Source organism: Aurantiacibacter suaedae (assembly GCF_005434915.1).
In the GTDB taxonomy this organism is placed as follows: domain Bacteria; phylum Pseudomonadota; class Alphaproteobacteria; order Sphingomonadales; family Sphingomonadaceae; genus Alteraurantiacibacter; species Alteraurantiacibacter suaedae.
The window spans coordinates 60,777-81,870 of the sequence record NZ_SKCG01000002.1 but is presented as its reverse complement, the minus strand read 5'-3'; the positions used below and the strand labels follow the sequence as shown (position 1 = coordinate 81,870).

19 protein-coding genes are annotated in these 21,094 nt (G+C 65.6%); 6 read left to right on the top strand and 13 right to left on the bottom strand.

Features of this window, described 5'->3' with window-relative positions; all coding sequences use genetic code 11:
* Nucleotides 1-171 precede the first annotated feature (171 nt).
* The 5 genes from E0473_RS06795 to E0473_RS06775 all read left to right on the top strand — a co-directional run bounded on the left by E0473_RS06795 (nucleotide 172) and on the right by E0473_RS06775 (nucleotide 6,181).
* A complete protein-coding gene (locus E0473_RS06795; RefSeq protein ID WP_137680142.1) occupies nucleotides 172-2,151 on the top strand; it encodes a TonB-dependent receptor plug domain-containing protein in 1,980 nt (659 codons plus the stop codon).
* Between the two features lie 84 nt (nucleotides 2,152-2,235).
* Entirely contained in the window at nucleotides 2,236-3,687 is a 1,452-nt protein-coding gene (locus E0473_RS06790) for an aldehyde dehydrogenase family protein (RefSeq protein WP_137680141.1), read from the top strand.
* A 238-nt stretch (nucleotides 3,688-3,925) separates the two neighbouring features.
* Nucleotides 3,926-5,026 (top strand): NAD(P)-dependent alcohol dehydrogenase, encoded by a 1,101-nt coding sequence (locus E0473_RS06785; RefSeq protein WP_137680140.1) that lies wholly within the window; start codon nucleotides 3,926-3,928, stop codon nucleotides 5,024-5,026.
* Nucleotides 5,023-5,886, top strand: coding sequence for an alpha/beta hydrolase (locus tag E0473_RS06780; RefSeq protein ID WP_137680139.1), 864 nt, complete (start codon nucleotides 5,023-5,025; stop codon nucleotides 5,884-5,886). Before E0473_RS06785 ends, E0473_RS06780 begins: the two co-directional genes overlap by 4 nt.
* A gap of 61 nt (nucleotides 5,887-5,947) precedes the next feature.
* Nucleotides 5,948-6,181 carry a hypothetical protein gene (locus E0473_RS06775; RefSeq protein WP_137680138.1) on the top strand — a complete coding sequence of 78 codons (234 nt, stop codon included), beginning with the start codon at nucleotides 5,948-5,950 and terminating at the stop codon, nucleotides 6,179-6,181.
* Nucleotides 6,182-6,286: 105 nt separating this feature from the next.
* Here the strand turns inward: E0473_RS06775 and E0473_RS06770 are convergent, their stop codons facing one another.
* Nucleotides 6,287-7,708 (bottom strand): carotenoid oxygenase family protein, encoded by a 1,422-nt coding sequence (locus E0473_RS06770; RefSeq protein WP_137680137.1) that lies wholly within the window; start codon nucleotides 7,706-7,708, stop codon nucleotides 6,287-6,289.
* 77 nt (nucleotides 7,709-7,785) lie between these two features.
* On the opposite strand from E0473_RS06770, the gene E0473_RS06765 reads away from it, so the two are divergent.
* Nucleotides 7,786-8,340, top strand: coding sequence for a nuclear transport factor 2 family protein (locus E0473_RS06765; RefSeq protein ID WP_137680136.1), 555 nt, complete (start codon nucleotides 7,786-7,788; stop codon nucleotides 8,338-8,340).
* Between the two features lie 7 nt (nucleotides 8,341-8,347).
* Here E0473_RS06765 and E0473_RS06760 read toward each other — a convergent pair whose 3' ends face one another.
* The 12 genes from E0473_RS06760 to E0473_RS06705 all read right to left on the bottom strand — a co-directional run bounded on the left by E0473_RS06760 (nucleotide 8,348) and on the right by E0473_RS06705 (nucleotide 21,011).
* On the bottom strand, nucleotides 8,348-8,653 hold the full coding sequence (locus E0473_RS06760) for a hypothetical protein (protein ID WP_137680135.1): 306 nt from the start codon (nucleotides 8,651-8,653) through the stop codon (nucleotides 8,348-8,350).
* 98 nt (nucleotides 8,654-8,751) lie between these two features.
* Nucleotides 8,752-10,236 (bottom strand): Ppx/GppA family phosphatase, encoded by a 1,485-nt coding sequence (locus E0473_RS06755; RefSeq protein WP_137680134.1) that lies wholly within the window; start codon nucleotides 10,234-10,236, stop codon nucleotides 8,752-8,754.
* Nucleotides 10,233-12,434, bottom strand: a complete 2,202-nt coding sequence (locus E0473_RS06750; RefSeq protein WP_137680133.1) for an RNA degradosome polyphosphate kinase — start codon at nucleotides 12,432-12,434, stop codon at nucleotides 10,233-10,235. Before E0473_RS06750 ends, E0473_RS06755 begins: the two co-directional genes overlap by 4 nt.
* A gap of 117 nt (nucleotides 12,435-12,551) precedes the next feature.
* Nucleotides 12,552-13,598: a P-type DNA transfer ATPase VirB11 gene (virB11, locus tag E0473_RS06745; RefSeq protein WP_137680132.1), complete on the bottom strand. Its 1,047-nt coding sequence runs from the start codon at nucleotides 13,596-13,598 to the stop codon at nucleotides 12,552-12,554.
* 6 nt (nucleotides 13,599-13,604) lie between these two features.
* Nucleotides 13,605-14,732: a TraB/TrbI/VirB10 family type IV secretion system protein gene (locus E0473_RS06740; RefSeq protein WP_241657381.1), complete on the bottom strand. Its 1,128-nt coding sequence runs from the start codon at nucleotides 14,730-14,732 to the stop codon at nucleotides 13,605-13,607.
* Between the two features lie 25 nt (nucleotides 14,733-14,757).
* Entirely contained in the window at nucleotides 14,758-15,528 is a 771-nt protein-coding gene (locus E0473_RS06735) for a TrbG/VirB9 family P-type conjugative transfer protein (RefSeq protein ID WP_338325091.1), read from the bottom strand.
* On the bottom strand, nucleotides 15,525-16,751 hold the full coding sequence (locus E0473_RS06730; RefSeq protein WP_241657380.1) for a TrbL/VirB6 family protein: 1,227 nt from the start codon (nucleotides 16,749-16,751) through the stop codon (nucleotides 15,525-15,527). The genes E0473_RS06735 and E0473_RS06730 overlap by 4 nt, the downstream gene beginning before the upstream one ends.
* Nucleotides 16,748-19,183 carry a VirB4 family type IV secretion/conjugal transfer ATPase gene (locus E0473_RS06725; RefSeq protein ID WP_137680131.1) on the bottom strand — a complete coding sequence of 812 codons (2,436 nt, stop codon included), beginning with the start codon at nucleotides 19,181-19,183 and terminating at the stop codon, nucleotides 16,748-16,750. Before E0473_RS06725 ends, E0473_RS06730 begins: the two co-directional genes overlap by 4 nt.
* 45 nt (nucleotides 19,184-19,228) lie before the next feature.
* A complete protein-coding gene (locus E0473_RS06720) occupies nucleotides 19,229-19,510 on the bottom strand; it encodes a VirB3 family type IV secretion system protein (protein ID WP_119592567.1) in 282 nt (93 codons plus the stop codon).
* Nucleotides 19,510-19,800 carry a TrbC/VirB2 family protein gene (locus E0473_RS06715; protein WP_170308128.1) on the bottom strand — a complete coding sequence of 97 codons (291 nt, stop codon included), beginning with the start codon at nucleotides 19,798-19,800 and terminating at the stop codon, nucleotides 19,510-19,512. The genes E0473_RS06720 and E0473_RS06715 overlap by 1 nt, the downstream gene beginning before the upstream one ends.
* A gap of 2 nt (nucleotides 19,801-19,802) precedes the next feature.
* Nucleotides 19,803-20,456: a lytic transglycosylase domain-containing protein gene (locus tag E0473_RS06710; protein WP_137680129.1), complete on the bottom strand. Its 654-nt coding sequence runs from the start codon at nucleotides 20,454-20,456 to the stop codon at nucleotides 19,803-19,805.
* Between the two features lie 180 nt (nucleotides 20,457-20,636).
* Nucleotides 20,637-21,011, bottom strand: a complete 375-nt coding sequence (locus E0473_RS06705) for a tetratricopeptide repeat protein (RefSeq protein WP_137680128.1) — start codon at nucleotides 21,009-21,011, stop codon at nucleotides 20,637-20,639.
* Between the last annotated feature and the right edge of the window lie 83 nt (nucleotides 21,012-21,094).

Sequence of the window (21,094 nt, the reverse complement as noted above, 5' to 3'; positions counted from 1 at the left end):
CTTGGGCATGCGCTGTGGCGCAAATGACCGCCAGCGCAAGGGCACTGGCGATAAACACTTTTTGCATTATTCTCTCCCTTGCCCGTCATCCTGCCATTGACGGGGTGACGCCACAAGCCCGAGCCGCTAAGGCGCTTTCCGGACAAAATCAATTTGACGAGTTGTTGCCCCATGAAAACCTTGCTGTTCGCCAGCGCTGCCGCCTGTATCTCGGTCCCCGCCCTGGCGCAGGCCGATGTCGACGCTGACACCGATGTGATCATCGTGCTGGGCGAAGGCTTGCCCGATACGCCTGCCGAACCGGCCTATTCGACGCTTACGATCGAACGCGATCAGGTCGTCTCCAGCAGCTCGGGCCGGATTGAGGACGTTCTGGCCAACATTGCCGGGTTCCAGCTCTATCGCCGGTCAGACAGCCGGGCCGCCAACCCGACCACGCAGGGTGCGAGCCTGCGTGCACTGGGCGGCAACGCGACCAGCCGCGCGCTGGTGCTGCTCGATGGCGTGCCGCTGACCGATCCGTTCTTCGGGTACATTCCGCTTAACGCTGTCGCGCCCGAGCGGCTCGAGAGCATCCACGTGACGCGCGGCGGCGGGTCCGGTCCGTTCGGCGCGGGCGCGCTCGCAGGCACGATCGAAATGGAAAGCGGCAACCCGCAAACACTCGGTCTGTTCAACGGGCAAGCGCTGGTGAACGACCGCGGCGAGACGCAGGTTTCCGCCACTGCCGCGCCTGAGGTTGGCAAGGGCTTCGCCGTGGTTAGCGGGCGTTGGGATCGCGGCAAGGGTTTCTACACCACGCCCGAGGATCAGCGCGTCGATGCCTCGGTGCGCGCCAAGTTCGAAAGCTGGTCGATCAGCGGGCGGCTGGTGCAGCCGCTTGGCGACAATCTCGAAGTGCAGCTGCGCAGCCTTGCTTATGACGACAAGCGCACGTTCCGCCTGGCCGGGGCGGACAACACCAACGAGGGGCAAGACCTGAGCGCGCGCGTGGTAAGCCGGGGGCCGTGGCAGGTCGATGCCATCGCCTACGCCCAGTGGCGCAACTTCACGAATATCGTAATCTCGTCGAGCAGCTTCAATCCTGTGCTCGACCAGCGCGATACGCCTTCCACCGGCATTGGCGGCAAGCTCGAAGTGCGCCCGCCCGTGGGGGCGGACCACACGCTGCGCCTTGGCGTGGACTATCGCAGCGCTGAGGGCGACCTGCTGGAAGTGAATGCCTTTTCCGGCGTGCGCCGCGCGGGCGGTGTCAACAGCGATTTCGGCGTCTTTGTCGAGGATGACTGGCGTCTTACCGAACGGCTCACGCTGACCGGCGGCCTGCGCGCCGACCGCTCCTCGATCCGCAACGGCTATTTCGAGACCGAGGCCGATGGCCGCACCAACTTCGCCGATCGCGGCGAATGGTATGCCTCCTATCGTGTCGGCGCGCTGTTCGCGGCGAGCGAGGCGCTGCGCCTGCGCGCGGCGACCTACACAGGTCTGCGCCAGCCGACCCTCAACGAGCTTTATCGTCCCTATCAGATCTTTCCCGCAAGCTACCTTGCCAACGAAAACCTCGATGTCGAGCGGCTCGAAGGATACGAGGTGGGGATCGACTTGGTGCCGATGCCCGGCGCACGCCTGTCGCTCACGGCTTTCGACAACGAGGTCGAGAACGCGATCACCAACGTCACCATCGACACCAACCTCAACCAGCGGCAGAATCTCGACGCGATCGAAACGCGCGGGCTGGAGTTCGCCTCGCAGCTGAAGCTGGGCCAGGTCAGCTTCGATGGGACGCTGACCTATACCGACGCCGAAGCGCGCGCCTCCGGCGATGCCGCAATGCTCGACGGGCTGCGTCCGGCGCAGACGCCAGAATGGGCCGCCAGCGCCACGTTGAGCTGGCGTCCGGTCGGGGGGGCCATCCTCGCCGCCACGCTGCGCCATACGGCGGACCAGTTCGAAGACGATCAGGAGATCGACGTGCTGCCGGCCGCGACCACCCTCGATCTGTTCGGGCAGATGCCCCTGATCGGCGATCTTTCCGTGGTGGGCCGGGTGGAAAACCTGTTCGACGAGGAGGTCGTCACCTTCAATCGCGGCGGCACCATCGACCTCGGAGCGCCGCAGACGTTCTGGATCGGCCTGCGCTACGGATTCTGATGCGGATGTAGTTCCAAAGAGGAACGATTGCTGTTGTGATCCGCTGCGGCGGCGCTAGCTTGGCGCCGCCAAAGGGAGAGACGAATGGCAACAGCGCCACAGATGCTCGCCGTGCGCAATCCGCGCAGCGGGAAGGTCGATCACAAGATCGCGGTGTCTTCGCGCGCGGAGGTGGCGGAAAAAGCCGGCAGCCTGCGCGCCAACCAGCCTGCGTGGGAGGCGCTGGGCGTCGAGGGGCGCTGCGGCGTGATGGCGCGCTGGCTTGGCGCGGTGAAAGCGCAGGCCGTGGCCATCGGCGAGGCCGACGCGCACGACACCGGCGGCTGCCACACCAGTTACCTGCAAGGCTTCATTACGATGGGGAACATTGGGGGCTGGCTGGAGGATGCGCCCAAGGCCTTCGCCGCGCTCGACTATGACGCGATGAGCAGCTCGATGCCAAGCGTGCGGGTGCAATCGCAACTCGTCGCCTATCCGCTTACCGGCGTGATCTCGCCGTGGAACGCGCCGCTGATGCTGGCCTTGCTCGATGCGGTGCCCGCGCTGTTCGCCGGGTCCGCCGTGCTCCTGAAGCCAAGCGAAGTGACCCCGCGCGTGATCGAGGCGCTGTTCGAAACCGTGCGGCAGGTGCCCGAGCTGGCAGGCGTGTTCGACTACGTGACCGGGCCCGGCGAAGTGGGGCAGGCGGTGATCGAGGAGGCCGATACGATCTGTTTCACCGGCTCGGTGCCGACCGGCCGCAAGGTCGCGGTCGCCTGTGCCGAGCGGTTGATCCCGTGCAACCTCGAACTGGGCGGGAAAGACCCCTGCATCGTCACCGCCAGCGCCGATCTCGAACGCGCGGCCACGGCAGTCCTGCGCGGAGCGGTCTATGCCACCGGGCAGGTCTGCTATTCGGTCGAGCGTGTCTATGTTCATCGCTCGATCCACGACGATTTCGTCGCGCTGCTGGTGGAGAGGGCGGCCGAGGTGCGGCTCAATGCCGACAATCCCCGCGCCGGACATATCGGGCCGTTCACCCATCCGCCGCAGGGCGCCATCGTTGCGCGCCATATCAGCGATGCCGTGCGCAAGGGGGCGGTGCTGCGCAGCGGCGGCACCTTGGAGGATATCGACGGCGGGCTTTATCTGCGCCCGACCATCCTCACCAATGTCGATCACACGATGCTGATCATGCAGGACGAGACCTTCGGCCCCTGTTTGCCGGTGATGGCCTATGACGATGAGGACGAAGCGGTGCGCCTTGCCAACGATACGCAGTTCGGCCTCACCGCGAGTGTGATCGCCGGGACCGCCGATGAGGCCGAGGCGATCGGGCGGCGGTTGAACGCGGGCGGGATCTTCCTGCAGGATACCTTCCTCACCTTCGCCAAGTTGCGCACCTTCGGCACCGACAGTTTCGGCTGGTCGGGCTATGGCGCGCCAAGGATCGGGCCGGAAAGCCTGCGCCGTTTCCTGCGCCGCAAAAGCCTGCTGACGCAGACCGGCGAGGTGGCCGATATCCGCAACGATCATCATCTGGGCGATGATAAGTGATGGTGCAGTCCCCACGTCGCCCCGGACTTGATCCGGGGCCGGGCTCCCTCCCTGCTGGCACGAAACAAGCCCGGCCCCGGCTCGGAGGCCGGGGCGACGAAGGGGCAAATGTCTTTCCTACAGCCGCGGCGCTGTCCCATGCTGCACGCATGGCCTCGCCCCGATCATCCCACAGGATTTCCCCCTCAGGACACTGTCACACCTGTCACACCTTGCCCGCTAACCCGAAGGTAGCCTCATGAAGATCACCGCAGCCCTGTCCGGCCAGGGAGGCGAAGCGCCGCACCTGGTCGACCTCGAACAGGAAGCCCCGCGCGCTGGCGAGATGCGCGTGCGGCTGGTCGCGACCGGCATCTGTCACACCGACCTGCACGAACACCCCGGCCGCCACGCCCCGCAACCGATCGTGCTCGGCCACGAGGGAGCGGGCGTGGTCGAGGAACTGGGTGAGGGTGTCAGCGGCTTCGCGGTAGGCGATCATGTGGTGCTGTCGGGCAGCTCTTGCGGCACATGCCCCAGCTGCCTTGCTGGCAGGCCGACCTATTGCGATCTCGCGATGCCGCTGTGCTTCGGCGGTAAACGGCTCGATGGCAGCACGGCGCTGTGCGGCAGCGATGGGGCGATCCACTCGCACTTCTTCGGTCAATCGAGCTTCGCCACCCACGCAATCGTGCCGCAACGAACAGCGGTCAAGATGCCGAAAGACTTGCCGCTGGAGAAGCTCGGCCCGCTCGGTTGCGGCGTGGTGACCGGCGCGGGCGGGGTGGTCGAAGCGCTGAAGGTGGGCTTTGGTGACAGCATCGCCGTGCTCGGCACCGGGGCGGTGGGCCTCTCCGCCGTGATGGCAGCCAAGCTGGTGGGCGCGCGGCGGATCGTTGCAGTCGACCTCTCCGACGAGCGGCTCGAACTGGCGCGCGAGTTCGGCGCGACCGACACCCTCCGCGGCGACGAGGATGGCCTTGGGGAGAAGCTGCGCGCGATCACCGGGCGCGGCATGGACTTCACCTTCAACACCACCAACGTGGTCGCAGTTCACCAGCTCGCGCTGGATGCGCTGGCGATGAACGGCACGGCGGGCTTCGTGGCTGCGCCGCTCGGGGGTTTCGATCCCAAGATGTTCGGGATGCTCGCAGGCGGCAAGCAGCTGCGCGGCATTCTCGGCGGCGATGCCAACCCGCAGACCTTCCTCCCCCTGCTGGCCGACTACTGGCGGCAGGGCCGCCTCCCGTTCGACCGGATGATCGCGTACTACCCCTTCGCCGAAATCGACCGCGCCTTTGCCGATGCCCAAGCGGGCAGGGTGATCAAGCCGGTCCTGCTGATGGAGAATGATACATGACCCCCGCAATCCGCGCTAAGCTGGCCGCGCTAGGCAATGACCTCAGCCCTGAGATGGTGCAGGGTTCGATTGGCTTGTTGGCCGGCATGAACCGGGGGCTATCGTCCGACACGCAGGTTTTGAGAGACATCTCCTACGGGCAGGACCCGCGCCACCGGCTCGACCTGTTCCGGCAAGGCGATCCCAAGGGCGCGCCGGTCTTCGTGTTCGTCCATGGTGGCGGCTTCCTGATGGGCGACAAGCACACCGAAGGGTCGCCGTTCTGCTCGAACATGGGCGACTTTGCGGCACGGCACGGCATGGTCGGCGTCACGCTGACCTACCGCCTTGCGCCCGAGCACCGCTTCCCCTCGGGCCCTGACGACATGGCCATGGCGGTCGATTGGCTGAGGCAGAACGTGGCGGAGCATGGCGGCGATCCGGGCAGGATCGTGCTGTCGGGTCAGTCGGCGGGGGCGGTCCATGTGGCGGGCTATCTCGCGCACCGGGCCGACCATGCGGAAGGCATCGGCGGGGCGGTCCTGATGAGCGGCATCTACGATACGCACACCTGCGCGCCCAACGCCTCGGCCGAGGCCTACTACGGCACCGACCGGCGCCAGTGGGGCATGGCTTCGTGCATGCCCGGTCTGCTGAAGACCGAAGTGCCCGTCCAGTTCTCGGTCGCCGAGTTCGACCCCGACGACTTCCAGCAGCAGGCCGCCCAGCTGGTCGAGCAATGGTATGCCGTGCGCGGACGCTATCCCGAGATGCACTACTTGGCGGGTCACAACCACCTCAGCCCGGCACTTTCGGTCGGCAGCGACCAGATCGAGGTCGAGCGGATGCTAGCCGCGTTCGTGGCGCGGGTTGCGGGGTGATACGAGGCCGGGAACCAATCGGGCCTCAAGCGGGTTAATCCACGAAACAAAGGAGTGACCGATGCGTAAACTGATGAGCCTTGCCCTTGTGAGCACCGCCGCGATGGGCCTCGCCGCCTGCGATGTCGAGCAGACGGAAGAAGGCGATATGCCCGACGTCGAAGTTGAGGGCGGAAACCTGCCCGAATATGACGTCGACACGCCTGATGTAAACGTCACCTCGGAAGAAGAGACGATCGAAGTACCCCAGATCGAAGTCGAGGAAGCTGACGCGGGGGCCCCCGGCGAAAACTAAGCTTCTTTCTGATTGAAGGTTGCCCAGCGCGGCCTGACGAAAGCTCCCGCTCAGCTCCTGCCTGTTGGCAGGAAATGAGCGGGAGTTGTCGTATGAGCGCGAGTGTCATGCAGGAATCCAGCTCCCGTGGAAGGCCATCGGCAGCCCGAACGGCAGCTTCACCGTGGCGAGAGGCGGGCGGCTGACATCGCGCCCGTCGAGGATCAGCAGCTCGGCGCGGCGTTCCTCGAGCCGATCGACCACGACAAGGACGAAGCCGTCGCCCTCCTCGCTGTCGGCGCTGCGCGGCACGAACAGCGGCTCCTGCGCGGCGGCACCGGTTAGCGAATGAACTGTGAGTTCGCCGGTGTCCCAATCGACCTGCCCCACGCCCATCTCGGGGAAGGCGCGCAGCGAGAAGTAGCCAGTCCGGTACTTGCTCATGGCAAAGCGGTCGTCGATCCGGGGCATGTCGCCCAGCGCACTGTCAACCGGCTCCAGCGTGACAGCCTCCGCCTTGGGCTTCGAAAGGTCGAAGGTGATGCGGGTGAGCTGGGTTATCGTCTCGGGCATGGTCGGCTGATTGCCGTCCTTGTCGCGGAAGAAGCTGAAGCAGTTACCCGGCGAACAGGGCGTGTCCACCACCACCTTATCGCCATCGGTATAGGCATTCATGATGTGACCGAGCACGAGGCCGGGCACGTCGAACCAGCGCATGTCGGTCGCCGGATCGCCATCGCGCGGCATGATGCCCCAGGCCGACGGGAGATCGGGATCGTACTGATAATATTGGCCGCCCTCGCGCAGCCGCGCCTCGCTGGCGGTGAGCGGCATGATCGGGAATACGAGGTGCTCGCGGGTCACACCCCAGTCGTGGCTGAGGCCGGGGAATGGGGTGTGGAACCACTGCTCGCGCACGAGCTTGCCCTGCTTATCGAACACGTGGAGTGAGGCATCGGTGGTGGGCTCTCCGCCCGCGAAGACGCCGTAACTCCACCATTCGCCCGTCTCAGGGTCGATCTTGGGATGGGCAGTGAGCGCGGTGCTGCGAAGATCTCCCCACTGGCCCTCGCCAAGTGTTTCCAGCGTTTCGGGATCGACCCGGTAAGGCCGCGAATCCTCGCGCAGCATGAACAGCTCGCCATGGTGAGCGAAGGCATAGGTGTTGCCGGTGTTGTCGCGCTGGGGCAAATTCGAGACACTTGGATCGTCGGTATGACGGTTGCGGTAGTGGCCATAGAGCCGCCGCCGCGCCTCTCGCTCGGCCTTGAGCCGCTCGGTCTGGACGTAGCGGCTGCGGAAGCTGACGTGGCCGTTCTCGAACCGGAAGCTCGACACGAGCCCATCGCCGTTGAGGATGATGTCATCCTCAAGGCTGGGATACTGCCGATCGCCTCCGGTGCGGACATAGCTGCCCTCCAGCTCGGCCGGGATTTCGCCCTCGACCTCGCATTCGAACACGTCGGCTTCGAACCGCATGGTCGGACGCTTCTGAAGGCCGAAGCTGTCGTAGAGATGGAAAATTTCCGGCACCGCATCGTCTCCCACTTGGGCTTTTCGCCCTTCTCGCTACACTTACTCTATATAAGCAGTTTTCAAGTCCGGAATAAGGGGAGAAAAGCGAAATGACCGAGACCTGCTGGCCTGACGGCGTGCCGGAAATCATGCCGGTGGCCGACCGCGCCGAGATCGAGGAGCTGTTCGCCCGTTATGCCTGGGGCATCGATCTGGCCGACGAGGAACAGGCGATTGCCACCTTCGCCGAGGATGCCGAATTCGACCATCTGTGGCAGGGCAAGGTGCAGGGCCATGAGGGGATCCGCGCCAATCTGCGCAGCCTGTGGAACGACCGCCAGCACTGGTGGTTCGGACGCCAGCACCTGATGAACCACTTCATCATGGACCCCAGGCCCGAAGGCGCACGGGTGCGCTGCTTCTTCCAGATCATCCAGTGGAACGCCGACTATCGCACCAACTTCGTATTTGGCATCGGCACGCGCGATGATCGGCTGGTGAAGCGAAACGGACGGTGGAAGTTCTATCGCCTGCACGTCAATGCCTGGACCGAGGTCGATCAGGTGCCCTGGAAGGGCGACCTCTCCATGCGCCAGCGCCCGCCCTATCGTAGCCCTCCGGCTGACACGCGCACTTTCGACGAGCAGACGAAGGATCCGTTCTAGGGAGCGGCTACTTCTTGTTCTGACCGGGGATCTTCGCCAGCTTCCGCTTCTTTTTGCCACTTTTTTTGGCGGACTTGCCGCTGGCGGCCTTGGTGGTTGACTTGGCAGCTTTCCTGGGCGCTTTTTTCAGCTCCGTTTTCTCCCGCTGCATCGCCAGAACCGCCTCGGCCAGGCGCCTTACGCTCGCCACGCGGGGGCGGAAGTCGCGCGCGAGTACGCCTTCGGCCAGCGCCGTCAGCCCTAGGGCATCCTGATCGGGATTACCGTTTTCGTTCGCCGCCTCCTGGGCGGTGGGTGCCTGCTTTGCGACCATGGCTGGGCTCGCCTCCAATCTCTTTCCCGCTGTGTGCGCTGGGTTGGGTAAGAAGGGCAAGTCTGGCCGTTAGATTGTCACTAAACTGTCAAGAATGGCTACTCCATGCGCCATTCTAGGTCGAGCCAGCGCGCCAGCGACTTAAGGTCGCTCTCGACGCTTCCCGAACGCAGTTGCTCGCGCGCAGGGTCGATCCAGAGCGTCAACAAATCGTCCTCGCGGGTGAGTTTGCTGGTGAGCAGCGAAAGGCGCGATCCGGCCCCCAGGCGTCGGCACAGCCGGATAGCGAGGCCCCAACCCGAGGCACGGCGCAGATCTTCGCTGCTGGCCAGTTCCTTGAGCAGGGCGGTCGGTTCGGGCTTGCCGCAGGCCCCGCGCAGCGCGGCAGCGATCAGCGCGCGCCCGCGATGATCGAGACCCAGCCAGCGCTTGTGCAGCGCCCAGTCGGTGCAGTGGGCAAGCCGCATGTTCGGCTCGATCTGAGCAGCCGCCAGCGCCAGCATGGTTGCCGCCACGCGCAGCCGTTCGTCGTCGTTGACGCCGCCGCGCGCTGTTGCCGCGGTCCATCCCGCGATCAGCGTGGCCTGGGTGGGGGTGACCCCGCGCGGACGGGTGAAATGCTCGACGCCTGAAAGCAGCGGGTCTTTCGCGCGTTCGAGTTCGTCAAGCTGGCTGTGCAGCAGCCCTTCGCGCAGGCCCCACGAGGAGAACACCAGCGCCTGCGGCTTCAGCGTGGCGATCAGCGGGCGCAGCATGGCGCAGGCATCGGCCAGCCCAGTGGCGCGCGAGGAGGAGACGCCGGGAATGGCGGCCAGCTCTTCGACGCTCATCTGCGCGGCCTGTTTGGCGAAGTGGTCTGCCTCCTTGGGGGAGAGCGTGTAGGCATGCGGATCGGACAGCGGATAGTCCTGAGCGTTCATCGCGAACTTGGCGAGCGCGCGCCAGGTGCCGCCCACAAGATAGAGCGGGCCTTTCTGCTCCCCGGCCCACTGCGCCTTCGCCAGCTCGTCTTCGATGACCTTGCGGAAGGCTGCCGAGCCTTGTTCGCGCAGAGCTGGCAGGCGCAGGGTTCCCAGCGGCAGCGAGACCTCGTGCGAACATTCGCCATTGGCAATGGCGATCAGTTCGAGGCTGCCCCCGCCCAGATCGGCGACCACGCCTTCGGCCTGCGGAAAGGCACCGATCACACCCATGGCGGCAGTGCGGGCCTCTTCCTCGCCCGAGATGACCCGGACATCGAGGCCCAACTTGCGGACCTGTTCGACGAATTCCGGCCCGTTCTCGGCATCGCGCACGGCGGCTGTGGCCACCACGTCCACCTGGGTGACGCCGATGTCCTCCAGGATGGCGGCAAACCGGGCCAGCCCGCCCAAGGCAAGGTCAGTCGCCTTGTCGGGCATCCGGCCGGTTTCGGCGAGATCGCGGCCGAGCCGTGCGGTCACCTTCTCGTTGAGCCAGATTATCGGTGCACGGCGCGGTCCGCCGTAGATCACCAGTCGCACCGTGTTCGATCCGATATCGATCACCGCGCGTTCCGGCCCCGGCGCGGTGATGCCGGAGCTACGCTTCGAAGCCGAAATCATATTGCTCCCTTGCGCAGAGTCAGCTTGGGCACGAGACTTTCCTTCAATGCGCCCCCGCGGCCCGACAGCGAGGGATTGGTCATGAAATAATCGTGGCAGTTGAAGCCGGGCACGCCGTTTCCGTCGGTATCCTCTTCGTCTGCGTCAATCTGCACGCGCTCGTATTCCCCGGTTTCGCCATCGAGCAGCCAGCTTTGTTCGGTGTCGAGCAGGTTTGCCAGCAGCACCTGGTCAAGCACCTGATCGTGAACCGTTGGGTTCGCAATCGGCACCAGTGTTTCCACCCGCCGGTTGAGGTTGCGGTCCATCGCATCGGCGCTGGAGATGAAGATCAGCGCCTTGTTCGAGGGCAGCGCCTCGCCGTTTCCGAAGGCCCAGATCCGGCTGTGTTCGAGGAAGCGGCCGATGATCGACTTGACCGTGATATTGTCCGACAGGCCGGGCACGCCGGGGCGCAGGCAGCAGATGCCGCGCACCACCAGCACGATCTGCACGCCCGCCTGGCTCGCCTCGTAAAGCCGGTCGATGATGCCCTGTTCGGTGATCGAGTTCATCTTCGCCCAGATCATGGCCGGTTTGCCGGCCTGGGCAAATTCGATCTCGCGGTCGATGCACTGGTTGAGCCGCTCGCGCAGGTTCAGCGGCGAGATCGCCAGCGCCTCCATCGCCTGCGGTTCGACATAGCCGGTGATGAAGTTGAACAGCTTGGCCGCATCGCGCCCCAGCGCCGGGTCGGCGGTGAAGTAGGAAAGGTCGGTGTAGATCTTGGTGGTGATCGGGTGATAGTTGCCGGTGCCGAAGTGGCAGTACGTGCGGTAGCCGTTGTCTTCCTCGCGCACGACCATGCTGATCTTGGCGTGGGTCTTCCAGTCGACGAAGCCGTAGATCACCTGCACGCCCGCGCGCTCCAGCTCGGTCGCCCATTTGAGGTTCTGCTCCTCGTCGAAACGCGCCTTCAGCTCGACAACGGCGGTGACCGACTTGCCGTTCTCCGCTGCCTCGATCAGCGCGTTGATGACGGGCGATTGCTGGCCCGCGCGATAGAGCGCCTGTTTGATCGAGATGACCTTGGGATCGCGCGCGGCCTGGCGCAGGAAATCGACCACCACCTCGAAGCTTTCGTAAGGGTGGTGAATCACGATGTCTTTCTCGCTGATCGCGGTGAAGACGTCGCCGTCGTGTTCCATCACCCGCTCGGGATAGCGCGGCGAATAGGGGGTGAACTTGAGGTCGGGCCGGTCCTCGCTCACCACGTCGGACAGGCCCGAAATGCCCAGCATACCCAGCGTCTTGGTGACGAAGGCCTGCTTGAGGCCAAGCTTGTCGCGCAGCATCTCCTCGGCCGCGCGGTCGAAATTTTCGTCCAGCTCGATGGCGATGACCTGCCCGCGCCGCCGCCGCTGGATCGCGCTGCGGTAGTAGCGCACGAGGTCTTCGGCCTCTTCCTCGATCTCGATATCGCTGTCGCGCAGGAGGCGGAAGGCGCCCTGGCCTGTGATGGTGAAGCCGGGAAACAGCAGGTGGGCAAAGCGCAGCACCAGTCGTTCGATAGCGACATAGACCGCCTCGCCATCGGTCGCCTCGTCGTCCACCCGCACGAAGCGCGGGAGCGCCGAGGGGATCAGCACCATCTCGATCAGCTGGCTGCCGTCAACCGAACGCTCAAGATTGAACAGCGCGCCGATGCCGAGGTTGGAGACGAAGGGGAAGGGGTGCGCCGGATCAATCGCCTGCGGGGTGAGCACGGGGATGATGTGCTCGATGAAATAGCGTTCCAGCCATTGTTCGGCCTTGGGGCCGGCGCGATCCCCGCCCTTGATGTGAATGCCCTGTGCGGCCAGCAGCGGGCGCAGCTCGGTCAGCGCGACTTGCTGACGGCCTTCGATGGCGCGCATCTTCTCGGTAATCGCGGCCATCTGCTGGCTGGCGGTACGCCCGTCGATCGAGGTTTCCGAAATGCCCGTGCGCACCTGCCCGACAAGCCCGGCAAGCCGGATCATCGTGAACTCGTCGAGGTTGCTGCCGCAGATCGAGAGAAAGCGCAGACGTTCGAGTAGGGGGTAGGCGGTGTTGGTCGCCTCGGCCAGCACTCGCTCATTGAATTCGAGCCACGACAGCTCGCGGTTGAAATAGCGCTCCTCGGCGCTCAGCAGCGAAGGATCGGGGGCGTCGTCGGGACTTGTCGGCGCGGTGCTCATCTGTTCTCGCTCTCGTGCAGGGTCATGGCCTTGCGGGGTAGGCGGTTCGGCGGGGTCTTAGGCAAAGCTACCATGCCTGAAAATACTGCGCAGGCCCATGTCATGAATCGGGGGAAATCACGCGATATCGGCGGCCCTCGCAATGGCCGTGATGCCGCGTTTGCCCTCCGATCGGCCAAGCTGGACGATCACGTCGATCACGCCTGCTGCATAGGCGAGGGTGTCCGAACGGGTCAGGCCGATGCCGGTCTGCATCACCATCAGCGAAAGCTGTTCGAGCGCGCCGCGCAAGCTGTTCGCATGAATGGTCGAGAACGAACCGGGATGTCCGGTGTTGATGGCGCGCAGGAATGAGACGCTCTCCGCGCCGCGCAATTCGCCGAGCACGATTCGGTCGGGCCGAAGGCGCAGGGCCGATTGCAGCAGCTCGTTGGCGGTGACCTTCGCTTCGCCCAATTCTCCCTTCACCGCGACCAGCCCCACAGCGTTGGCACCGGGGAACTTCAGCTCGGGCGTGTCTTCCACCAGCACCACACGCTCCTCGCGCGGGATTTCTCCGAGCATCGCGTTGAGGAAGGTCGTCTTGCCGGTCGAGGTGCCGCCCGAAACGAGGATGGTTTTGCGCGCCTTGATCGCGGCGCGCAGGAACGCGACCGGCTCCTGTGCCGGATCGGGCATGTCTTCTTCGGCAGGCGCGCGCAGAGGCCCATGGTCGTAGGCGTCGAGCGGCAGATCGAGCTGACGGTGGCGGCGGATCGACAACGCCCAGTGCTTGCGCGTGGCGGGCGGGCCGCAGAACTGCACGCGCGCGCCGCCATAACCCTCGGCAGGCAGTGTCGCGCCAAGCAGCGGATGCTCGCGGTTGATGCCCTGATGGCTGATCCGCGCGACCTGTTCGGCCAGGCGTTGCACCAGCTTATCCGTAACCTCGGGAATTTCGATACGCTGCATCCCGGGATGGGCCGCGTCCTCGATCCAGACCTCGCCCGGTTTGTTGACGAGGATTTCCGTTACGGTATCGCGGTCAAGCCACTGCCGCAGCGGGGCGAGATAGGCGTCGAGATAGACCGAGCCGCCGGGGATCACTGGGGCCTCCGGCAGCGGCCCTGCAATGGCGGGTGCAGAGGCCGTATCGCCGCCAAGCTGATGGATTTCCGCGCTCATCGCGTCTTAGTTCACCTGACCGAAGTCGAGGTCGCGCGCGGTGTAGACGCGCACCGGCTCGCCCATGCGCACGCGCACGGTGGGCGGACGCTGGCCGTCCTGCTGGAGCGCGGTGGAGGCCGCGCTCTGACCGCCGCCGAGGATGACCGAACTGCCGCCGCTGGCGATGGTGGTCAGCCCGCCGATGACCGAGAGCAGCATGGCCGAACCGAACCGGCTGAAGAAGTGAGAATCGACCTTGCCTTCCAGCCCCGTGGTGCCGTCGAAGGTGGTGCTCGGCGATTGCAGCGCCACCGACACGCCATCGGGGCGGATCAGCCGCGTCCACACCACGTATGCGCGGGTCTGCCCCGCCTGCAGGCCCGACTGGTATTGCCCGACCAGACGGCTTGAACGCGGCACCAGCACGCGGCTGCCGTCGTAGCTCTTCACGTCCTGGCTCACCACGGCGCGGACATAGCCGGGAACGTCGGTGTTGATGGCGGTTTCGAGGATCGCCGGGATCATCGTGCCCTGCGCCACGGTGGTGGCGGGGTTAATGTCCTGCCGGGCCTGAGCCGGGCCGCCGCCCACGCCGCCGATGCGCGCGGCAAAATCGTTAGCCGAGCCGCCACCTGCGCCGGGCACGACCGAGCCTTCCGGCGAGGCGGTGGTAAGCGCACCCGCGCCAGCAGCCGCATTGGCCACACCCGCTGCCGAGCTGTTGTCGACCACCATGGCAGGCGAGCTGTAACGGTTGGCGGCAGGGGCCTGTTGCGGCTGCTGCGACATCACCGGTGCGGGGGCCGGATCGGGCTGCGGCGCGGGGGCAACCATGGCTGCCTCGGCGGGCTCGGGCTGAAGCACGACCGGGGCCTGCGCGGGTTGCGGCGCGGGCGCGACATCCTGCGGGGCCTGCGCATTATCGCCCATGCGGCTGGCGTTGAGGCCCCACAAGGTGGCCCCGCCGATCAGCGCGACAAAGCCGATCCCGGCGATCAGGCCGAGCGCATCGGAACCGCCCTTGCGGGCCGCCACGGCGGGATAGGCGGTGCGGCTGGCGAGGTCGATCACCTCGGCCGGAGCCTGCTCGCGCGGGTCCGCATCGTTGGCGACACCCTTGGTCTTTTCGGGAAGGCGCATGGCAAGTTTCATTGGCGTCGCTCCGTTTCTATCCGGTTCAGGCGCCGGGCGCCGGGGCAGTGCTGCCCGTGTTGATCAAGGTGGCCACATCGTCGCCCGAGCGCAGGATGATCTCGCGCGGCACCCCTTCGAGCACCACGGTATCGCCGCGCACGGCGAAATTTACAGGGCCTTCCATGCCATCGCGGTCTTTGACGAGGATCGCGGGCATCGCGGCGCCCGAAGACCAGGCGAGGAAGGTCGCCGTGCCGTCATCGTAAACCTGTTCGGGCAGCAGCCGTTCGGCCCCGTCGCTGGCCCAGTCGAAGTTGAGCGAAGCCGGGTCCACCACAGCGAGCTGATCGTTCGCGGCGGCGACTTCGAGCGCATTGGGCACCTGCGAGGGGTCGCGCGGCGCGCCGTCGGCCAGCTGCGTCTCCTCTTCCACCTCTTCCACCGGATAGGTGAAGCGCAGCACATAGACCGGGGTGCGCGTGGCGGGGCTGGCCACCAGATCGAACAGGTAGGTGCGCTTGTTGGTGACCACCGTCATGTTGGTTGTCGCGCGCGGTTCGAGCGGTTTCACGAACAGCAGGTTCGCGCGCCGGTTGGGGGTGACCTGCCAGGTCTGCGAGTTGCCGATGGCGACATTCTCGATCGCCTCGTCGTCGCCGAACTGGATGGTCGACTGCACGTTCACGCGGCCATTGATGGTGACCACTTCGCTCTCGTCGTAGAAATGTTCGACAAGGCGCGGATCGGCATGTGCGGGCAGGGCGGCAAGGCTGCTGGCGGCAAGCGCCATGGCCAGAAGCGCGCGGGACATCATCGTTTCGTCTCCGTTGAGCGAATGGGGGCAGACTTGAAGCGGCTGCCGATACCGCGGGCGCGATTGCCCGTGCCTGACTGGCCTCCGGTGAGCGGCGAGACCTGCGCCCCTTGCGTCACCACGCGCGTTTCGCGGGTGTTGGTGGCGCCGCCGGTGTCGTTGGCGGCGAGCGGCATGGCGGCTGCCGTGCTGACCCTGATATCGCGCGCCTGCGAGGCGCTGGCGGCGGTGGCGGCAGCACGGTCGGCGGCGCTCGTGGCGAGCGCGGGGTTAAGGGGGCTTTGCGCGTGCGCGGCGGTGCCGCGTCCGCTGTCGTCGGCCTTGTCGCTGGTGGCAAAGCCGAACACGGTCCAACCTGCAACCATGGTCGAGGTGACCTTGAGGATCATCGCCATCAGCGCCAGATGCACGGCGCCGATCATGAAGAAGGCCATGGCCGGACGTATGTCGATCTTGCCCGGCGTTTCCATCAGGCTGGCGAGCACCGGCACCGTCATCTCCAGCATCAGCGAGCCGCCGAGCACGGCGAACAGCGGGGCGAGCGCCATCAGCACCACGCCCTTAAGCCAGCCCACGAACAGCCCGCGCGTGCCGTTGAACAGCGCCATCACGATGAAGATCGGCCCCAGCCCCATCAGGATTGCGAGGGCAATCTTGCAGGTGGCAAGCACGCCCACCGTGCCGAGCAGCAGCATCGTGCCGCCGCTCCACAGGAGGCCCGGTGGCGAGAAGATCGAGGTGTCGTTCTCCATCGCATCGCCGCCCGAAATGTCCATCAGCGCAATCATGACGGAGTCTAGCTTGTCGGCAAAAATCGTACTGGCCGAACCGTCGGTGCCCATCAGGAGCGTAGCGATCTCGTCGGGCGCGCCGACCGCGAGGTTCCAGAACACGCTCTGAAACGCGACCCAGCTGGTGGCGAAGGTGATCACCATCACCAGCGTCACCATGCGCGGGGTGAGCGAGGACAGGCCCAGACGCGTGCGCCCGGTGATCAGCGCGAACCCGAGGAAGGCGATCCAGATCGTCAGCATCGCCGTTAGCACCGGGCCAAGCGTGCCCTCGGCGCTGAACAGGCGGTTGAAGGCGGCCTGCGCCATGCTCGATGCCGCGCAGTCGACGCCGCGCAGGCTCGCGCCGATGCCTGCGCCTACGCCGTCCATGGCGCGCATACACTCGGTGCTGACGCTGGCGGCAGCAGTGATGTCGAGGATAGCGCTCATTCCGCGGCTTCCCAGCTCAGGCTGTCCGCTTCGTTCGCTTCGGCACGATAGTCCGCAGACCCCGGCCATGGACGGTTGGTGAGCGCCGGATACCACTGCGCCGGATCGTTGCCGACCGCCTCGCGCAGCAGATCGAGCCTGCGCACGGTGCTTTCGCGGCCCGAAAGCATGGCGATGACTTCGGGCGCGCCCGACAGATCGAGCCGAACCACCACGCTCGCATCGGGCTGGCGCACGAGGAAGCAGCGCGAATGCGCGGGCAGGGTGCGGATCAGCGCCAGCTCGTGCTCGGTGAGGCCGAAGCCTTCGCAATAGTCCTCGGGCCGGGCGCGGCTGTTGGGCATGAACACCATGGTCGCAGTCTGCTCGACCAGCGCGGTGCTGATCTTGCTGTCGAGCGCATCTCGCGCAGACTGCGTGGCGAAACCGACCAGCGCGTTGCGTTTGCGCAGCGTTTTCAGCCAGTCGCGGATACGCGCGGCGAAGATCTCGTCGTCGAGTGCCTTCCAGCCTTCGTCGATCAGGATCATCGTTGGCTTGCCGTCCAAGCGCTCGTCGATGCGCTGGAACAGGTACATCATGGTGGGCGTGCGCAGGCGCGGGTTGTCGAGCAGCGCGGTCATGTCGAAGCCCATCACCCGCGTGGTGAGGTCGAGCTTGTCGGCGGCATTGTCGAACAGCCACGCGAATTCGCCGTCCTCGATCCACGCTGAGAGCCGGTCCGCCAGATCGCCCGGTTGCGGGCGGCGGCTGCCGCTCAGCAGCTCGCGGAAATAGCGCAGACGGCGCAAGCTCGGATCGTTGGCATAGGCAGCATCGACTGCGGCGGCGATGAGGCCGTTCTCTTCCGGTCCATCGGCCTTGAGCAGCACCGCAAGCCAGTCTCGCAGGAAGGCGCGGTTGGCGGCGGTGTCGGGCATGGCGAGCGGGTTGAACCCGGTCGGCTCGCCCGAATGGATACGCTCGTAGCTGCCGCCGATGCCGCGAATGAACAGCTCGGCGCCGCGATCCTTGTCGAACAGGATGGTGCGAGGGGAAAACTTCTGCGCTTGTGCGGCCAGGAAGTTCATCACCACCGTCTTACCCGAGCCCGAGGGGCCGATGACCGAGAAATTGCCGAGGTCGCCGTGGTGGAAGTTGAAGAAGAACGGCGTGGCGCTGGTGGTCTGCAGCAGCGTGACTGCCTCGCCCCAGTGGTTGCCCTCGGCCTGCCCCAGCGCAAAGCCGTGGAAGCTGCCGAAGCCCGCCATGTTGGCGGTGGAGATCAGCGCGCGGCGCACGAGGTAGCCTTCGTTGCCCGGGAACTGGCCCCAGAAGGCGGGCTCAAGGTTGGTATCCTCGCGCACGGCAATCGCGCCGGTGTCGGCCAGCGCGGCGGCGACCGATGCGGTGGCGTCGTCAAGCCGGGCAAGGTCGCGCTCGCGCACCAGCACGGTGAGGTGATGATCGCCGAAGCCGACCGAGCCTGCGCCCAGTTCGTCACGCGCGGCCATCATGTCGAGCCGTTCGGCCTGCGCCTCTTCATCGGCTGAGCGCAGGCGGCGGATCGCGAGGTCGATCTTTTCGCGCGCGGTCTGGCGTTCCTGCGGGGCGAAGCTTTCGGTCACCACCATCTCGAACGGCAGACGCAGCATGGCGTCGAGCAGGCCGGGGCTGGTCGCCTCGGGATAGTCCTTCAGGCTGAGGATCGAGGAGAAGTCGAACCCCTGCGCGCCGCGCAGCTCCATCGCATCGAGCCCGAACGACACGCGGCGATAGGGCAGCATATTGCCGATATCGGTCGCCTCGTCGGGGCGGCGGACCGGGCGCATTTCGCCGTTGTACAGCGCGCTCAGCAGTTCGAGCAGTTCGTTGTTGGTTGCCCCGCTGTTGCCCACGTAGTCGCCGAGCGGCTGCGCGCCATAATCGCCCAACGAGGCAGCCAGCGCCTGCACCGCCGCCCGCAAGCTGCGCAGGTCCTTCGGGTCTACTTCTTCGCCTTCGCCCTTGCGGCCCTTGAAAAACTTGCTCGCCTTTTCGGCAAAGCCTGCCTTGCCGCGCGCGGGACGACGCACGAGGGTGATGAACTGGTCGTTCACGAACAGGCTGCCGGAGGAAAGCTTCTCGCGCCAGGCCTTGTCGATATGGGCCGAGAGCGGATCAGGGAAGCGCGCCTCCAATTCCACGCTCACCCGGCGGCGGATGACGTGGTGATAGAGCACGAAGCGCGCATCGAGGTTGGAGCGCAACATCACCTCGCGCGTGGCGGCGTGGGCGTTCAGCGCGTCGGTATCCTCGGTCTCGAACAGCAGGCCGGGCACCTGCAGCGCGCTCATCAGCGAGCCATCGCGCAGCAGCAGCGTGCCCGCGTCGACAAGGCGCGCATAGGGCAGACGGTCACCCGCCTGCGCTTCCTTCGCGCTCCATGCCGCGGCTCCCAGCCATTTGGTCATTCGTCGTCGCTCCATGCCGCCTCAATCAGGCGGACTCTCGGGCACTCAGGCGGCGTAGGAATTGCAGCCCCAGCGCTTGTAATTCTTGACCCGCGGACACTTCGAAACCTTGGTCAGCCAGAGGTCGAAAATGCGCGGCTCGCGCAGGCACGCGAAATAGCCGATGGCGTGCATGATCAGCGGAATTGGCAGGATCCAGAAGCTCTTGAGGATCAGGAACGCCTCGGTTGTGACCAGCGCGTTGATCACGAAGAAGTTCAGCGTCACGCCCGCAAACATCTGCGGCCTGGTCAGCGCGCGGTGAACGCGGGAGCGGGCGAGCTGCATCAGCCTGCCGCGCCCTGAATGCCGGCCACGATCGAGCCCGCGCCGAAGATGATGAACACACCGATGATCACGGTCGCGCCGAAGCGCCAGTTCATCCGGCCCGTCAGCATCATGAAGCCTACCGCCGCCACGGCCATCACCGCGACTGTGGTAGCCACCGTGCCGAGCATGGTCTGCTGCATCCACGAAAACGCGTTGTTGATCGGCGAAGAACCGGCCGGGTCCTGCGCGAAGGCGGCCGAGGGAACAACCAGGGCCACGAGCGCGGCGATACGAACAAGGAACGACATTGTTATTCAGAACTCCGGGAATGGTTGGCGAGGCGGCCCATGATGGCGGCCACATATTGCTGCGTTTCGCGAATGCGCGGAATGCCGCCCGCGCGCATCACGCGCCCCGGCCCGGCATTGTAGGCGGCGAGCGCCTTTTCGAGGTCACCATCGAAGCGATCGAGCTGTTCGCGCAAATAGCGTGCGCCGCCTTCGAGGTTGGCAAATGGGTCTTGCGCATCGACACCGAGATAGCGCGCGGTGCCGGGCATAAGCTGGGCAAGGCCCTGCGCGCCGACGGGGCTTCGGGCATTGGAGCGCCAGCGGCTCTCCTGCCACACCAGCGCCTCGATCAGCGCTGGCGAGAGGTCGAACCGGGTGGCCAGCTCGGCCACCTTGGCGGCATATTGCTGGGGCACGTCATCGTCGTGCAGCGCCGTGTTGGCGACCGCACTTTCAGGCACGAGCGCGGAAATACCTGTTGGAACCTGCACGGGGGCGGGAACCATCGGGTAGCTCGCGGATAGATCCTGCGTAGTGGCCACAGCCATGGCTGGCCCGGCCACCCAGCGCGCATCGCCCGACGCGCCTACCTCAAGCACGTCGGCGCTGGCCGGCAGTGCGCCGACCGCGATCACCAAGGCAGTTGCCGACAACGTCAGCGCGCGCAGAATCATCCGTACCCTCCGAAGCGCCCCCAATGCTTACAACAGGTGACAAGCGTGTGACAGCCCCAAGAGGCCTGCGGTGAATGTACAGAAAAGCCCCGCCGGGCACTTTGGCGCGGCGGGGCTTTCTCGAAGGCTATCGATAGCTGCGCTTGGGCAGCAGCCATCGCGGCCATATAAATAAAGGACTTAGTTCATCGCCACGGCGGTTTGCTCCAGCGCGCGCAGGGCAAGCCGCGCTGCGGCACGCGAATCGACCCATTCGCCATCGGCGAGTTCGAGCCGGTAGCGCACATCGGAACCGGCGGCGGCGCGATAATAGTCGGCAGCCTTTTCCTTGTCGCCGCGCGCGGCCCAAGCCGAACCGAGGTTGATCAGCAGAGCCGGATCTTCGGGGTTCTCGGCAAGATTGGCCTCAAGGCGGGCGATGGCGGCATCGGTTTCGCCCTGAGAGAGTTCCTCATAAGCGGCGTCACGCTGTTGCGTGTCGTTAATTCCGGCCATGAGAGCAGGCGGAGCGGCTTGCGCCATCATCAGGGCGACTGCGGCTTGGAGCACGATCATTTTTATTCTCCCAAACTGTGAATGATCGCAGGATGCTGCTTCCTCCCTGAAAACGCAATCAAACTGTCATATTGTCACAAATC

Bases quoted from the DNA above. Each gene is read 5' to 3' on its own strand.
- E0473_RS06710 (WP_137680129.1), bottom strand. From the start codon at position 20,456: ATGATTCTGCGCGCGCTGACGTTGTCGGCAACTGCCTTGGTGATCGCG.
- E0473_RS06765 (WP_137680136.1), top strand. From the start codon at position 7,786: ATGACCGAGACCTGCTGGCCTGACGGCGTGCCGGAAATCATGCCGGTG.
- E0473_RS06755 (WP_137680134.1), bottom strand. From the start codon at position 10,236: ATGATTTCGGCTTCGAAGCGTAGCTCCGGCATCACCGCGCCGGGGCCG.
- E0473_RS06790 (WP_137680141.1), top strand. From the start codon at position 2,236: ATGGCAACAGCGCCACAGATGCTCGCCGTGCGCAATCCGCGCAGCGGG.
- E0473_RS06740 (WP_241657381.1), bottom strand. From the start codon at position 14,732: ATGAAACTTGCCATGCGCCTTCCCGAAAAGACCAAGGGTGTCGCCAAC.
- E0473_RS06720 (WP_119592567.1), bottom strand. From the start codon at position 19,510: ATGCAGCTCGCCCGCTCCCGCGTTCACCGCGCGCTGACCAGGCCGCAG.
- E0473_RS06715 (WP_170308128.1), bottom strand. From the start codon at position 19,800: ATGTCGTTCCTTGTTCGTATCGCCGCGCTCGTGGCCCTGGTTGTTCCC.
- E0473_RS06780 (WP_137680139.1), top strand. From the start codon at position 5,023: ATGACCCCCGCAATCCGCGCTAAGCTGGCCGCGCTAGGCAATGACCTC.
- E0473_RS06775 (WP_137680138.1), top strand. From the start codon at position 5,948: ATGCGTAAACTGATGAGCCTTGCCCTTGTGAGCACCGCCGCGATGGGC.
- E0473_RS06795 (WP_137680142.1), top strand. From the start codon at position 172: ATGAAAACCTTGCTGTTCGCCAGCGCTGCCGCCTGTATCTCGGTCCCC.
- E0473_RS06705 (WP_137680128.1), bottom strand. From the start codon at position 21,011: ATGATCGTGCTCCAAGCCGCAGTCGCCCTGATGATGGCGCAAGCCGCT.
- E0473_RS06735 (WP_338325091.1), bottom strand. From the start codon at position 15,528: ATGATGTCCCGCGCGCTTCTGGCCATGGCGCTTGCCGCCAGCAGCCTT.
- E0473_RS06730 (WP_241657380.1), bottom strand. From the start codon at position 16,751: ATGAGCGCTATCCTCGACATCACTGCTGCCGCCAGCGTCAGCACCGAG.
- E0473_RS06725 (WP_137680131.1), bottom strand. From the start codon at position 19,183: ATGACCAAATGGCTGGGAGCCGCGGCATGGAGCGCGAAGGAAGCGCAG.
- E0473_RS06750 (WP_137680133.1), bottom strand. From the start codon at position 12,434: ATGAGCACCGCGCCGACAAGTCCCGACGACGCCCCCGATCCTTCGCTG.
- E0473_RS06760 (WP_137680135.1), bottom strand. From the start codon at position 8,653: ATGGTCGCAAAGCAGGCACCCACCGCCCAGGAGGCGGCGAACGAAAAC.
- E0473_RS06785 (WP_137680140.1), top strand. From the start codon at position 3,926: ATGAAGATCACCGCAGCCCTGTCCGGCCAGGGAGGCGAAGCGCCGCAC.
- virB11 (WP_137680132.1), bottom strand. From the start codon at position 13,598: ATGAGCGCGGAAATCCATCAGCTTGGCGGCGATACGGCCTCTGCACCC.